The 13,704-nt window shown below is 73.3% G+C and carries 13 protein-coding genes and 1 tRNA gene; 9 read left to right on the forward strand and 5 right to left on the reverse strand.

Features of this window, described 5'->3' with window-relative positions; translation table 11 throughout:
* Positions 1 to 93 precede the first annotated feature (93 nt).
* Genes ELR47_RS12065 through ELR47_RS12075 form a run of 3 tightly spaced genes read left to right on the forward strand, consistent with a single transcriptional unit; the run spans position 94 to position 3,230 of the window.
* Positions 94 to 1,527 (forward strand): alpha,alpha-trehalose-phosphate synthase (UDP-forming), encoded by a 1,434-nt coding sequence (locus tag ELR47_RS12065; protein ID WP_130650120.1) that lies wholly within the window; start codon positions 94 to 96, stop codon positions 1,525 to 1,527.
* Positions 1,524 to 2,312 (forward strand): trehalose-phosphatase, encoded by a 789-nt coding sequence (gene otsB, locus ELR47_RS12070; RefSeq protein ID WP_130650121.1) that lies wholly within the window; start codon positions 1,524 to 1,526, stop codon positions 2,310 to 2,312. Before ELR47_RS12065 ends, otsB begins: the two co-directional genes overlap by 4 nt.
* Positions 2,313 to 2,348: 36 nt before the next feature.
* Complete coding sequence (locus ELR47_RS12075) at positions 2,349 to 3,230, forward strand: GGDEF domain-containing protein (protein WP_130650122.1); 882 nt, start codon at positions 2,349 to 2,351, stop codon at positions 3,228 to 3,230.
* A gap of 47 nt (positions 3,231 to 3,277) precedes the next feature.
* Here the strand turns inward: ELR47_RS12075 and ELR47_RS12080 are convergent, their stop codons facing one another.
* Together ELR47_RS12080 and ELR47_RS12085 are read right to left on the reverse strand one after the other, a co-directional pair.
* Complete coding sequence (locus ELR47_RS12080) at positions 3,278 to 4,006, reverse strand: zinc ribbon domain-containing protein (RefSeq protein ID WP_130650123.1); 729 nt, start codon at positions 4,004 to 4,006, stop codon at positions 3,278 to 3,280.
* Between the two features lie 2 nt (positions 4,007 to 4,008).
* Positions 4,009 to 5,130, reverse strand: a complete 1,122-nt coding sequence (locus ELR47_RS12085; RefSeq protein ID WP_130650124.1) for a Nif3-like dinuclear metal center hexameric protein — start codon at positions 5,128 to 5,130, stop codon at positions 4,009 to 4,011.
* Positions 5,131 to 5,249: 119 nt separating this feature from the next.
* On the opposite strand from ELR47_RS12085, the gene ELR47_RS12090 reads away from it, so the two are divergent.
* Together ELR47_RS12090 and ELR47_RS12095 are read left to right on the forward strand one after the other, a co-directional pair.
* Positions 5,250 to 5,323, forward strand: a tRNA-Val gene (locus tag ELR47_RS12090).
* A gap of 60 nt (positions 5,324 to 5,383) precedes the next feature.
* Entirely contained in the window at positions 5,384 to 6,022 is a 639-nt protein-coding gene (locus ELR47_RS12095) for a hypothetical protein (protein WP_130650125.1), read from the forward strand.
* Between the two features lie 34 nt (positions 6,023 to 6,056).
* Here the strand turns inward: ELR47_RS12095 and ELR47_RS12100 are convergent, their stop codons facing one another.
* Entirely contained in the window at positions 6,057 to 7,586 is a 1,530-nt protein-coding gene (locus ELR47_RS12100; protein WP_130650126.1) for a glucose-6-phosphate isomerase, read from the reverse strand.
* A 125-nt stretch (positions 7,587 to 7,711) separates the two neighbouring features.
* On the opposite strand from ELR47_RS12100, the gene ELR47_RS12105 reads away from it, so the two are divergent.
* From ELR47_RS12105 to ELR47_RS12115, 3 genes are read left to right on the forward strand one after another with little or no spacing between them, the layout of a single operon-like run.
* Positions 7,712 to 8,008: a DUF3467 domain-containing protein gene (locus ELR47_RS12105; protein ID WP_165404038.1), complete on the forward strand. Its 297-nt coding sequence runs from the start codon at positions 7,712 to 7,714 to the stop codon at positions 8,006 to 8,008.
* Between the two features lies 1 nt (position 8,009).
* Entirely contained in the window at positions 8,010 to 8,903 is an 894-nt protein-coding gene (locus ELR47_RS12110) for an HAD-IIB family hydrolase (protein WP_130650128.1), read from the forward strand.
* Entirely contained in the window at positions 8,900 to 9,169 is a 270-nt protein-coding gene (locus tag ELR47_RS12115; RefSeq protein WP_205745231.1) for a C1orf53 family protein, read from the forward strand. The genes ELR47_RS12110 and ELR47_RS12115 overlap by 4 nt, the downstream gene beginning before the upstream one ends.
* Before the next feature lie 36 nt (positions 9,170 to 9,205).
* Here the strand turns inward: ELR47_RS12115 and guaB are convergent, their stop codons facing one another.
* The gene (gene guaB / locus ELR47_RS12120) at positions 9,206 to 10,723 is read right to left on the reverse strand and encodes an IMP dehydrogenase (protein ID WP_130650129.1); all 1,518 of its coding nucleotides are present in this window, start codon (positions 10,721 to 10,723) and stop codon (positions 9,206 to 9,208) included.
* Between the two features lie 254 nt (positions 10,724 to 10,977).
* Between guaB and ELR47_RS12125 the strand changes: the two genes are divergently transcribed.
* Entirely contained in the window at positions 10,978 to 13,119 is a 2,142-nt protein-coding gene (locus ELR47_RS12125) for a discoidin domain-containing protein (protein WP_165404039.1), read from the forward strand.
* Between the two features lie 72 nt (positions 13,120 to 13,191).
* Here ELR47_RS12125 and ELR47_RS12130 read toward each other — a convergent pair whose 3' ends face one another.
* Complete coding sequence (locus ELR47_RS12130) at positions 13,192 to 13,671, reverse strand: peroxiredoxin (RefSeq protein WP_130650131.1); 480 nt, start codon at positions 13,669 to 13,671, stop codon at positions 13,192 to 13,194.
* Positions 13,672 to 13,704: the final 33 nt, after the last annotated feature.

Genomic DNA, 13,704 nt, shown 5'->3' on the forward strand with positions numbered 1-13,704 from the left:
TCGCAGGCTCGGTACGACCGGCCGCCGTCGGAGAGCGCGGACTCGCCGGTCGGCTCGTTAGGCTCCGCGACGACCCCGAGGAGAGCGCCCGTCATGACCGCGCCGCAGCTGCTCGACGAGGTCCGACGCCGTCCACTGGTCGTGGTCGCCAACCGCCTGCCGGTCACGCAGACCGAGGACGGCTGGGAGGCCTCCGCGGGCGGGCTGGTGACCGCGTTGCGTCCGGTGATCGCCGAGACGGGTGGCGCCTGGATCGGCTGGGACGACGACGCCGACGCGGTGCCCCGCCGCGTCGAGGGTCTGCATGCCGACCTGCACGCGGTCTCGCTCACCGCCGAGGAGGTCGCCGGCCACTACCACGGCTTCTCCAACCGCACGCTGTGGCCGTTGTTCCACGACGCGGTGGTGCAACCGGTCATCGACCGCAGCTGGTGGCAGGCCTACCAGGAGGTCAACCGCCGGTTCGCCGAGGTCGCCCACCGGGTGATCGCCGATGCCGACGAGCCGCCGCTGTTGTGGGTGCAGGACTACCACCTGCTGCTGCTGCCGGACCTGCTGCGGCGGCTCAGCCCGCAGAGCCCGATCGGGCTGTTCCTGCACGTTCCGTTCCCCCCGCCGGAGCTGATGGCACGCCTGCCGTGGCGCGACCAGCTGCTGCAGGGAATGCTCGCCGCCGACTCGATCGGCTTCCACACCACCCGGTACCGGGACAACTTCGTCCGCTCGGTGCAGCAGTTGTTCACGGGCATCACCTCGCTGGGCGACACCCTGGCGCTGCCCGACGGCCGTTACGTGCAGACGGTGGCGCACCCGATCTCGATCGACACCGAGGAGTTCAGCGACCTGGCCAACGACCCGGAGACCGAGCGCGAGCTCGCCGAGCTGCGCGAGCAGTTCGCCGGCCGCAAGGTGTTCCTCGGGGTGGACCGACTCGACTACACCAAGGGCATCCGTCACCGCCTGCAGTCCATCGAGCTGCTCCTCGAGGAACACCCGGAGCTGCGGGGCGAGATCGCCTTCGTGCAGATCGCGGTCCCCAGCCGCGACGACGTGGAGGAGTACCGGGACCTGCGCACCCAGGTCGAGACCGAGGTCGGGCGCATCAACGGTCGGTTCACCGAACCCGGGTCCGACGTGCCCGTGCACTACCTCTACCGGGGGGTGCCGCGCACCCGTCTGGCCGCCTACTACCGGCTCGCCGACGTGATGTGCATCACCCCGCTCAAGGACGGGATGAACCTCGTCGCCAAGGAGTTCGTCACCGTCCAGGCCGCCGCCGGCGAGGCCGGGACCCTGCTGCTCAGCGAGTTCACCGGCGCCGCCCAGGAATTCGAGCAGGACGCCGTGCGGTGCAACCCGTTCGACTCCGAGGGCACCAGCCACCTGATGGCCGCCGCGCTGCAGCTCGACGAGGGCGACCGCCGCCAACGGATCGGTCGGATGGCGGAGGCGGTCCGCTCCTGCGACGTGTTCCGCTGGGTGGACGACGAACTGTCCGACATCGCCCGGGGGCACGCCTCACCATGAACCTCGACGACCCGATCCAGCTCGCCGACGAACTCGGCCCGGTCGAGGACTGGTTGCTCGTCCTGGACTTCGACGGGGTGCTCTCCCCCATCGTGGAGCGCCCGGAGGACGCCGCGCCCGCCGACGGGGTGGTCGCCGCCGTGGAGCGGCTGGCCGCCCGCACCCCGGTCGCGGTCGTCTCGGGGCGGCCGATCGCCGAGCTGGACGCGCGTCTGGGGCGCCTGCCGATCACCTACGCGGGAGGGCACGGGGCCGAGGTACGCACCGCCGAGGGCGAACCCAGTGCGTTCGTCGACGTCGACACGGTCGCCGGCGTCCTCGACGAGCTCGAGACCCACCTGCGCGAGCGCCTGCCCGACGACGCCGGCTGGCAGGTCGAGCGCAAGACCGCCTCCCTGGCCGTCCACCACCGTCGGGTCGCCGACGACCTGCGCGACGCGACGTTGCCCGAGGTACTGGACCTGCTCGAACAGCGGCGGCAGGACGGTCCCGGTTTCGAGGTCCTGGCCGGCAAGGCCGTGGTCGAGCTGCGACCGGCCGGGGTCGACAAGGGGCGGGCCCTGGCCTGGATCGCCGAGCGCACCCCCGGCCGACGACCGCTCGTGCTCGGCGACGACGTGACCGACGAGGACGCCTTCCGGGAGGCCGACCGCCGTGACGGTCTCGGCATCCTGGTCGCCGACACCGCGCGCGCTACGGTGGCACGTCGCCGCCTGCGGGACCCCGACGACGTGGTCGCGTTCCTGTGCGCCCTCGGGGACGCCGGAGGCGACGCTGGTCCCTGACCGGCCACACATCCGCGACCCGGTGACGAGGACGAGGTGGGACGACCGACGCTGCCCGGCACGACCCGCACGCGGCTGACCGAGGCCGCCGCGGCGCTGCGTCCGCGGCCCGTGCGGATCGCCGTCCTCGCGGGGTCGCTCGCGGTCAGCGTCGGGCTGCACCTCGCGCTCGGTGACGGCAACGTCGCCTGGTTGCTGGCGCCGATCGTCCTGCTCGCCGGGTTGGCCGGCGGGGTGCGGCCGGCGCTGGGGTACGCCGGCGCGGCGGCGCTCGCCCACCTCGCCGTCGACCTGACCCAGCAGCCCTCGCCGGCCGACACCATCGGGTTCCTGGCGCGATCGGCGGCCCTGCCGTGGCTGGCGGTGGTGGGGGCCGCCGGAACGGATCTGGCTCGGGCCAAGGAGAAGGCGGTCCAGCGCTCGGTCCGGGAGGACCCGGTCACCGGTCTGCTCAACGTCCGGGTGTTCTACGACCAGCTGGCGCAACTGCGCCGGGCCGAGGAGCCGTTCACGATCCTGTTGGCCGACATCCGCGGGATGCGCACCCTGAACGAGCGGTGGGGACATCCGACCGGCACGGAGGCCGTTCGGGTGCTGGCCCACGTCCTGCGTCGCGCGTCAGGCAAGGAACTGCGTGCCTGTCGGCTCGGCAGCGACGAGGTGGCCATGGCCCTGACCGGCTCGGAGCGCGAACGTGCCGGCGACATCCTCCAGCACGTCGTCACCCGCCTGCACGACGAGCAGGTCGTCCTGCCCGACGGGAGCTGGTTCGAGGTGCACGCCGCCTACGGCCTGGCGCGGTACCCCGAGGACGCCGGCGACGAGGTCTCGCTGCTGCGGGCCGCTGATCGCGCCAAGGAGCGGGCCAAGGCCGCCGGCCTGGATCGAGCCGCCGCCGCCGACGGCCGCGTGCTCTGACCACCACCACCCGTCGCGGCCGCGACCGGACGGGCGCGGCGCTTCGCCTAGTCGGCGACCACGAGCAGCCGGCGGCACTGCGGACAGCTCGTCAACGCCGGACCCTCGTACAGCTCCCCCACGTCGGCGTACGACATCTCGATGCGGCACGCGGTGCAGGCGTTGCCGTCGAGCCGGCCGATGCCGGTGCCGCCGCCGCGTCGGGCGGCCTCCTCGTAGCGTTCGAGCAGCGGCCCGGGGAGCTCGGCGGCCTGCCGGTCGCGCATCGCGCGCAGCTCGCCGAGCTCGGCCAGCCAGTCCTTCGCGGACTCGTCGAGGGTCACCTCGAGTTCGGCGATCCGCTGGCGTTCGGCCTCGGCGCCCTGCAGCAGCTCGGTACTGCGCTGCTCGAGCTCATCGAGCCGCTCCATGACCGCCAGCATGGAATCCTCGTGCTCCTCGATGCGCCGCACGGTGGCGTCGACCTCGGCCTCGACCGACTTGAGCTCGCGGGCGTTGGTCACCGACCCGTCGTAGAGGCGGACGCGCTCGGCGTCGCGCCGCTCGATGAGCACGTCCGTCTCGCGCTCGAGCTGCCGCTGCTCGGCGTTGGCTCGCTCGAGCTCGACGCGAAGGTCCTCGTGCTGCCGTCGCAGCTCCGCGACCCGCTCGTTGGCCTCGACCAGCTGCTGCTGCTCGGGCAGGTCGTCGAGGATGTGCTGCACCTTGCGCACGCGATGGTCGGTGGCCTGCAGCTCGAGCAGACGCTCGAGGTCCTCGGAAGTCGGATCCGCCACCGTCATCTCCACGTGGTCGTCGGCGTGGTCGACGCTATCACCGGGGCCACCAGCCCCCGTCCGTCGGCGGCCGTGGACAGCCGTTCGATCCAGGCCGGCAGCGCGGCCACCTCGGTGGCGTGGTGGCCGGCGTCGATCAGCGCCAGGCCCTGCTCGAGCGCGTCGAGGGTGACGTGGTGGCGCAGGTCACCGGTGACGTACACGTCGGCGCCGGCTCGCAGCGCGTCGCCGAGGTGCCCGTCACCGGCGCCGCCGACGACGGCGACGGTCCGCACCGGGCGGTCGGGGTCGCCCGCGTAGCGCAGGTGCGGGGCGGGCAGCCGCTCGCGGACGATCGCGGCGAGCGCCTCGAGCGACGTCGTCTCCTGGAGCACACCGACGCGGCCGAGCCCGACCTCGGCGCCGGCCAGCAACGGGTGCAGGTCGTAGGCGGCCTGCTCGTAGGGATGCGCGGCGTGCAGGGCGGCGACGACCGCTCCGGCCCGGCGGCGTGGAAGCACCACCTCGAGGCGCCATTCCTCCTCGGCGGCGTCCCGGCCGACGCCCTCACCGCTGTAGGGGTCGCTGCCCGGCAGCGGACGGAAGGTGCCCGTCCCCCGCATCCGGAAGCTGCACCGCTCGTAGTCCCCGATCCGTCCCGCTCCGGCCGCCGTCACCGCGTCGAGGACCCGGTCGAGCGCCTCGGGCGGGACGAAGGTGACCAGCTTGAGCTCGTCCGCCTCGCGCAGTTCGGTCGTCAGCGGCCGCACGTCGCGCAGGCCGAGCGCACGCACGACGGGGTCGGAGGTGCCGGCGCCGTCACGGGCGACGTCGAGGTTGGTGTGCGCGGCCGCGACGGCGACGCCGACACGGGCGGCCGCCAGCGCCGTGCGACCACTCGCCGTGGCCGGGGTCAACGCCGTCAGGGGGCGGAACAGCAGCGGGTGGTGCGCGACGACCAGGGTGTCGGGTTCCCTGGCGGCCTCCGCGACCACGGCACCGGTGACGTCGAGCGACACGAGCACCCGCGCGACCGGCCACGCCGGGTCGCCGACCTGCAGCCCGACGGCGTCCCAGCGCATCGCCTCGGCCGGTGGGTAGCGCTCGTGCAGCAGTGCCAGCCAGTCGCCGACGGTCTCGCGCATGGGCGCCGGTCTCCTCGTCGCGAGCGGAGCCGACGAGCCTAGTGGGCCCACCCGGGCAGCGGTTCGGGCGTCGGCGGGCTCGGCGGTCGGCGGTACACCGCTAGGCTGCGCGCCTGCACGGGCGGTTAGCTCAGTTGGCCAGAGCGCCTCGTTTACACCGAGGAGGTCGGGGGTTCGAGCCCCTCACCGCCCACCTGGGGCGGCGCGTCGGCGCCGTGCCGGCACGCGGTCGCCGAGGAGGCAGGAACCACACGTGAGCCGAGGCATCGACCGGTTCGAGGGCGCCATCGCGGCGGCGGGGTTCGCCAGCGGGCACATGACGGTCGTCGGGATGTGGCACGACTCGCCGCTCGGGGCCTTCGCCGACGTGATGTGGATCCATCCCGACGGGCGCCGGGTGCTGCTCGCCCCCTCCCCCGCGGTCCGCGACTTCGTCACCAGCGTGTACGCCTTCGACGAGACCAGGATCGTGCCCGTGACCGGTGGCTGGAACGGTCGCGACATCGCGGTGCAGGCCGGACCGCTGTACCTGCGCCTGGCACCGCGGCCGCGCGACTGGCGGTCCTGGGTGTTCGCCGCCCGACCGCGGGTCCTTCGCCGGTCGCCGACCTGGCTCGCCTTCGAGGACCGGCTGGCGCCGCTGCTGGCGCGTCCGCTGCTCGGTGGCGCACCCGGTGTCCGGCTCGCCGGCGTGACCCCCGGCGGGCGGCAGGAGTGGTTCAGCGTCGACGACTACCGCCCGCTCGCCGACGGCCGTCTGAAGGTCGAGGGTGCCGACGCCGGTCCGCTGGTCGCGTTGCGACCGGGCCTCGGCGTCGGCCTGTCGGACTTCCCGACCCGCCCGGCGTTGGTGCAGCTGGCCACGCTGATCGAGGCGCCCGCGGCCGGCTGAGTCCGCCGAGCGCGGGTGCCCCGTTGCGTCGGGGTCACAGCTCGCGCAGTGCCTCCGGGCGCAGATGCACGGCGCGCCGGCCGGCGGCACGGAGTGCGGCGAGGTCGCCGGCGGCCTGGGCCCGCTTGAGACGTCCGAAGCTGTGGTCGCGTCCCGGCACGTCGGCGTCACGCGCGTCCTCGCCGACCACCACCAGGAACCGGCCCGTGTTCGGCCCGCCCTTGTGCAGCTGTCCGGTCGAGTGCAGGTAGCGCGGACCGATGCCCACGGTCACCGGCACCCCGAGGCGGGAACGCAGCCGGGTGGCCGCGGCATGCAGCGCCTGCTCGTCGTCCCCGCCGGGGGTGACGAAGCCGAGCAGTGCCACGTAGTCACCGGCCGCGACGTCGGCGAGCACCTCGTCGGCGTTCCCGGTCGGCGGCAGGTCCTCTCCCGAGGACAACACCCGGTCGGTCGCCGTCTTCGCCGACTGCACGTCGGGCTGGTCGAACGGGTTGATGCCGAGCAGTGCTCCGGCGACCGCGGTCGCCACCTCCCAGCGCACGACCTCGCCGGCCAGCTGCTCGGGCCCCGACCACGGCAGCTGCACCACCGGATGACCGGCGCGGGCGACCGCCTCGGCCGCGGGCGAGGCACCCAGGACGACCACGAGGCGGTCGTCGCCCCAACGGTCGGCGTCGGCGAGGTCGGCGTCGAGCACGGGCAGCACCCCGACCCCCTGCTTGCCGGTCGACTCCGCCACGAGCTGCTCGACCCACAGGCCGAAGGTCGCGACCTCGTCGGGTAGGACGAGCACCAACTTGTCGCGGCCGGCCCGGTGGGCGGCGGCGATGGTCGCCCCCAGCACGGCCGGGGAGTTGACCGACGGGTCCTGGCTCCGCGCCGCCGCGAGCTGCTCACGCGCCGGGGCGAGGTGCGCGTCGAGATCGACCCCGAGCAGCGCCGCGGGGAGCAACCCGAACGGCGTCAGGGCACTGAAGCGGCCTCCGACGTCGGGCTGGCCGTGGACGACCGCGCGGTATCCACGCTCGGAGGCCTCGCGTTCCAGCGCACTTCCCGGGTCGGTGATGGGCAGGATGTGCCGCCCCGCACCGGCCGCCGTGTGCACGTCCACCAACCGCTCGCGGAACCGCGCCAGGTGACAGGCCATCTCCACGGTCCCGCCGGACTTCGACGCCGGGACCAGCAGCGTCGCCTGCCAGGGCAGCTCCTCCTCGGCGGCGATGACGGCGGCCGGGTCGACCGAGTCGAGCACCCGCAGACGCGGATGGCCGGCCGCGGCGCCGTACGTGGTGGCCAGGACCTCCGGGTACAGCGACGAACCACCCATCCCCACCAGCAGCACGTCGGTGATCCCGTCGGCGACCACGTCGGCGACCAGCCGTTCGAGCTCGCCTCGCACCTCGTCCGCCCGCTCGGGCGCGTCGAGCCACCCGAGCCGGTCCTCGATCTCGGTGGGGTCGTCCCGCCAGACGGTGTGGTCCCGGTCCCACATCCGCGGGACCACCTCCAGCGCCTGGCGGGTGGCGTCGGCGACGGCGTCGGTGAGCGGGCCGAGGGTCATGGGTGCACTTTCGTCGCGACCGGGCGGATGGACGCGGCCAGCCTAGGCGGCTCGACACCCACACCCTCCCGGCCGATAGCCTCCGGCGACGCACCCCCATGTCCGCACGCGACCGAGGTCCGAACGTGTCCGACCAGCCCACGCCCGAGCAGCCCCGCCAGCAGCCGCAGGTCCAGGTCGTCGTCCCCGACGACGAGAAGCACGGCGCGTACGCCAACTTCCTGGTCGTGTCCCACTCGCCGCACGAGTTCACGCTCGACTTCTGCCAGTTGCTGCCGGCCGGCGAGGCGGGGCGCGTCAACGCCGAGGTCGTCAGCCGCGTGCGCATCGCCCCCACCATGGTCGGCCGGGTGCTCAACGCGCTCAACACGAACCTGACGAACTACGAGGAGCGGTTCGGACAGGTCAAGGCGCTCGGCTGAGATGACCACCTCCCCCTCCACCGGCCTGCCCGCGGGCATCCGCCCCGGCGGCCGGTTCGCCGAGTGGCGCCGACCCACGCCGGCCTACGTCGTCTGCGACGTCGACGGCACGCTCGTCGGCCCCCGTGTCGACGCGACCGACGAGGTCGTCGAGGCGGTGCAACGGGCCCAGGGGGCCGGGTTGCGCGTCGGCGTCGCCACCGGGCGCATGCCGCTGGGCGTCGAGGCCCTGGTCCGCCAACTCGGCGCCACCGGCCCCCACGTGATGCACAACGGCGCCGAGGTCCGCCACGAGGGTCGCACCATCGCCGCGTGGTCGCTCGGGCTCGACCAGGTCGCGCAGCTGCTGACGTTCACCGGGTCCCGCGACGACGCCTACCTCGAGGTCTACACCGACGAGGGGTTCTGGGTCTCGTCGTGGGACGAGCGGGCCCGGACCCACTGGGACATCCTCGGTCACGAGCCGCTCGGGGTGGTCGACGACGCGCAGGCACTGGCCGGCCAGGCGATCCCGAAGATCACCATGACGGTGTTCGACACGGCCGCCGTCCCCGCGGTCATCGCCGGCATCGAGCGCCTCGGCCTGCTCGTGGGACAGGCCGACTCCCCGCGGGCCCCCGAGCTGCACTTCGTCAACGCCACCTCCCCCGACAGCGACAAGGGTCGCGCCCTGGCCCGGGCGAGCGAGCACCTCGACCTCGAGCTGAGCTCGACGGTCGCCATCGGTGACGCCGCCAACGACCGCTCGATGCTGGCCGTCGCCGGCACCGCCATCGCGATGGGCCAGGCACCGGCCGAGATCCAGGCCCTGGCGCACCTGGTCGTCCCCGAGGTCGACGCGCACGGCGTCGCCGTCGCGCTCGACGCGGTGCGGACCTGGCGCACGCCGGCGTGACGTCACCACCCGGGGTCCGTCGGCTGCCGTTGGTCGAGCGGCTGGACCCCGGGCGGGACGACTACGCCGCGATCCTCGCGGCCCACGACGCGGCCGTGCACGTGGGCGACCCGGGCTACCTCGACCCGTCGACCGGCTTCTTCGTGTTCACGGCCGCCGAACTGTGGGACCGTGGCGACTGCTGCGGGTCGGGGTGCCGCCACTGTCCCTACGACGACGGTCCCCGCGGCGCGGCCCACGAGCACGCGCCGCCGTTGCCGGACTGATCGGGCCGGCCCGTCCGGGACGGGCCCCGAAACACCTCAGCGCTTGCCGGGCACGGAGTAGTTCGGTGCCTCGTGGACGACGTCGAGGTCGTGCACGTGCGACTCGCGGGCCCCGGCGGCGGACTGGCGTACGAAGCGGGCCTTGTCGACCAGCGACGGGAGATCGGCCGCGCCGACCAACCCCATGCCGGCCCGCACCCCGCCCTCGAGCTGTCCGGTCACCTCGGCCAGCGCCCCGCGGTAGGGCAACAGACCGGAGACACCCTCGGGCACCAGCTTCGACGGCTGCGCGACCGCTTCCCTGGCGCTGCCGGCCAACTTCTCGGCCTGGAAGTAGCGGTCGGCGGACCCGGCGCGCATCGCGTCGATGGAGCCCATCCCGCGGTACTCCTTGTAGCGCCGGCCGCCGACCAGGACCTGCTCGCCGGGCGACTCGTCCGTGCCGGCCAGCAGGTTGCCGACCATCACCGCGCTCGCGCCCGCGGCCAGCGCCTTGACCACGTCACCGGAGAAACGCACACCGCCGTCCGCGACCGAGGCGATGCCGCACTCGAGCGCCACCTCGGCGCAGTCCATCACGGCGGTGAACTGCGGCATGCCCACCCCGGTGACGACCCGCGTGGTGCAGATCGATCCGGGACCGACCCCCACCTTCACCACGTCGGCGCCGTGGTCCGCACAGGCCCGCACGGCGTCCGCGGTCGCCACGTTGCCGACCATCAGCGGAACGTCGGGGAGGCGGTCCTTGAGCTTCGCCGCGAACTCGAGGATGCCGGCCGAGTGCCCGTGCGACGAGTCGATCGCCAGCAGGTCCACCCCGGCCGCGGCGAGCGCCTCGGCCCGGGCCTCGCCCTCCGGGCCCACGCCGACCGCAGCCGCGCACAGCAGCCGGCCACGGCCGTCCTTGGCCGCGCTCGGGTAGGTACGGACCTTCTCGATGTCCTTGAAGGTGAACATGCCGGTCAGCCGACCCGACCGGCCGTCCTGCTCGGGTTCGACGATCGGCAGCTTCTCGACGCGATGCTCCTGCATCAGGTCGCGGGCCTGGTCGAGCGTGGTCCCGGGCACCGCGGTGATCAGCCGGTCGGCGGTCATGTACTCCTTGACCGGGTGTCCCGACTCCGTGACCAGCCGCAGGTCCCGGTTGGTCACGATGCCGACCAGACGTCCCGCCTCGTCGACGACCGGGAACCCCGACACCCGGTAGCGCGCCATCAGCTCGAACGCGGTGTCGACCGTGTCGTCGGGCCGCAGGGTGACCGGGTCGAGGATGAAGCCCGACTCCGAGCGCTTGACGTCCTCCACCATTGCGGCCTGCGCCTCGACGCTGGTGTTCTTGTGGATGACACCGAGTCCGCCCTGCCGCGCGAGCGCAATGGCCATCTCGGCCTCGGTGACCTTGTCCATGGCCGCCGAGAGCAGGGGCAGGCGGAGCTGGATCGTCGCGTGCAACCGGGTCGAGATGTCGACGTCACGCGGCAGCACCGCCGACGCCTGCGGCACGAGCAGGACGTCGTCGTAGCTCAGCGCCTCGGGGATCTCGGACACCGGCATGTCGTCGCTCCTTCGGTGGCGGGAGCCACACGGTACCCCGCCGCGAGGTCCCGCCGCGACGCCGTCCCGGCGCGGTGAGCGGCCCGCCGACACGCCCCGTCTCGGCAGGTCGGGCGCCGGGCTGTAGCGCCGATCCGGGCGCCGTGCGCTGCCGGACCGGTCTCTGAAGGATGCCTGCAAATCACTCGCTCGACGTGCGTCCGGCACGACGGGACGGGTGCTCGCCCCATTCCTCCCACACCAACGAGACACGGATGTCCTCGCTCCTTCCTCCCTCCCTGCGTTCCCCGTTGGCCGGTCTCGCGCTGGCCGCAGTGGCTGCCTCGTCGCTGGCCGTACCGGCACTCACCGAGGCGGCTGCGGCCGCCACGACGTCGGGCGCGTTGCCCGTCGCGGGCGTCACTGCGTCCGCCCACGACGGCAACGTCCCCGCCAACGCCGTCGACGGCTCGCTGACCACCCGGTGGTCGGCTGCCGGCGACGGCCAGTACCTGACCGCCGACCTGGGTCAGCCGGCCCTCGTCGACGGGCTGGCGCTCGCCTGGCACGACGGCAACCGCCGTCGCGCCGAGTTCTCCGTCAGCGTCTCGCCCGACGGCGAGCGCTGGCAGACTGTGCTGGCACGCACCTCGTCCTCGGGCACCACGCTCGAACTCGAACGGTTCGGCTTCGCCCCGATCGAGGCCCGCTTCGTCCGGCTCACCGGCCACGGCAACAACCTCAACGCCTGGAACTCGCTCACCGAGCTCGAGGTCCTCGGCGCCGCGGTCCCGACACCGACGGCCGGACGACTCCCGGTGGCCGGCGTCACCGCCACCTCCCACGACGGCAACGTCCCCGCCAACGCCGTCGACGGGTCACTGTCCACCCGCTGGTCCGCCCTCGGTGACGGCGAACAGCTGACGGCCGACCTCGGCACGCTCGCGACCGTCGACGCCGTCGAGCTGGCCTGGCACAGCGGCGACCGCCGCCGGGCCGTGTTCAGCCTCGAGGTCTCCGTCGACGGCGACACCTGGCACACCGTGCTCGCACGCACCCGGGCCTCGGGCACCACGCTGCAACTCGAGCGCCACGCCCTCGCTCCGGTCGAGGCCCGCTTCGTCCGTCTCACCGGTCACGGCAACAACCTCAACGCCTGGAACGCGGTCACCGAGCTCGAGGTCCACGGCACGCCGGTCGTGTGGAAGCGCGCACTGCGGCCGGTCGCCGGTGTGCAGTGGGGCCAGCACGAGGACGGGCACCGATTCACCGTCGACCTCGGCACGGTCACGACGGTCGACGAGGTCGCCCTCACCTGGCAGGGCGGCACGCCCGCGGGGACCTTCTCGCTGGCGACCTCGACCGACGCCGACGACTGGACACCCGTGGTGACGACGACCGACGTCGTCCCGGCCCGCGCCGAGACCTACCGCTTCGACACGGTGTCGGCCCGCTACGTGCAGGTCACCGCCGACGGCCCGGCGCTGGACACCTGGACCGCGATCGCCGACGTGGTCGTGAGCGGTCGTGACCGGGCCCGTACGGCGAGCGCCGTGCCGCAGCCGCTCGGCCCGCAGGACGGCGACGCGGACGCGCCGGCGTCGAGCGACGCCTGGTCGCCCGCAGCCACCGACGTCCCCGCACAGGGCCCGGTACCCGACGTGCTCCTCGACCCCGAGGCCCACGGTTTCCCCGGCCCCACCACCACCGGGGCCGCCGACGTCGACGAGCTGCGGGTCGTCGAGGGACGTGTCAACGTCGACCGGGACGGCCAGGTGCTCGAGAACGTGCTCGTCCGCGGCCGCATCAACGTCACCGCTGCGAACGCGACCATCCGCAACGTACGGGTGGAGGCCAGCAGCGAGTACGGCATCGTCATCGACCACCGCAACGGTGGCCGCCACCTCACCGTCCTCGACACCGAGATCGTCGGTCGGGGCGAGAGCTGCATCGCCGGTATCGCCCACCACTCGTTCACCGCCCGGCGGGTCGAGGTGACCAACTGTGACGACGGCTTCCGCATCGGCACGGACACGACCATCGAGGACTCGTTCGTCCACGGGCTGCGCAAGTCCAAGGGCGACGAGCACAACGACGCCATGCAGACCACCGGTGGCCGCAACATCGTGATCCGCAACAACACGATGATCTCGGTGTGGCGCCGCCAGACCTCGAGCATCCTGCTGCAGGCGATCTTCTCCCCGATCGACAACGTCCTCGTCGAGGGCAACCTCATGAGCGGCGGGACCTACACGATCTACGTGGAGAACGCCAACGACCAGCCGGGCCCGACCAACGTCACGATCCGGGACAACGTCCTGGTCGAGGGTTCCGGGCTCTACGGCCACCGGCGCTTCCGCAACGCCCAGGTGCGTTGGGAGGGCAACGTCTTCTCGACCGGAGGCCGCGCCGACTGAGCTCTGCCGCGACGACGCGCCCGGGGGCGCCGCCGGACTCCGGTGGCGCCCCCGGCGTGTGACCCCGCCGCGTCAGGCCTGGGCGTCGAGGGCGCCGAGGTCACGCAGGGCCGCCTTCCAGGCGTCCTGGTCCCGGGCCTGCGGGATCGGGTGGTGGTCGGCGTAGGCGACCGTGCCGTCCTTGTCGACCAGGAACGTGCCGCGGGTCGCGAGCCCCGAGCGCTCGTCGAGGACCCCGTAGGTGCGCGCCACCTCGCCGTGGGGCCAGAAGTCGCTGAGCAGCGGGAAGTCGAACCCCTGCTCGTGGGCCCAACGCGCGTGGGTCGCGGTCGAGTCGACCGAGATCGCCAACGTCTCGACCTCGTCGTTGCGGAAGGTCGTGATCGAGTCCCGGATGCCACACATCTCGGACTCGCACACGCCGGTGAACGACAGCGGGTAGAACACCACGACGACGTGCTTCTTGCCGCGGTAGTCGGACAAGCGCACCGGCTGGTTGGTCTGGTCCTTCAGTTCGAAGTCGGGGGCCTGCTGGCCGACCTGCACGGACACGACAACTCCTGTCGGGCGCCACGTCGGGAGGCG

Source organism: Egicoccus halophilus (assembly GCF_004300825.1).
Taxonomy (GTDB): Bacteria; Actinomycetota; Nitriliruptoria; order Nitriliruptorales; family Nitriliruptoraceae; genus Egicoccus; species Egicoccus halophilus.

Coding starts and splice junctions, on each gene's coding strand:
- ELR47_RS12085 (WP_130650124.1), bottom strand. CDS start 5,130: ATGCGCGAGACCGTCGGCGACTGGCTGGCACTGCTGCACGAGCGCTAC.
- ELR47_RS12100 (WP_130650126.1), bottom strand. CDS start 7,586: ATGACCCTCGGCCCGCTCACCGACGCCGTCGCCGACGCCACCCGCCAG.
- ELR47_RS12125 (WP_165404039.1), top strand. CDS start 10,978: ATGTCCTCGCTCCTTCCTCCCTCCCTGCGTTCCCCGTTGGCCGGTCTC.
- ELR47_RS12065 (WP_130650120.1), top strand. CDS start 94: ATGACCGCGCCGCAGCTGCTCGACGAGGTCCGACGCCGTCCACTGGTC.
- guaB (WP_130650129.1), bottom strand. CDS start 10,723: ATGCCGGTGTCCGAGATCCCCGAGGCGCTGAGCTACGACGACGTCCTG.
- ELR47_RS12110 (WP_130650128.1), top strand. CDS start 8,010: ATGACCACCTCCCCCTCCACCGGCCTGCCCGCGGGCATCCGCCCCGGC.
- otsB (WP_130650121.1), top strand. CDS start 1,524: ATGAACCTCGACGACCCGATCCAGCTCGCCGACGAACTCGGCCCGGTC.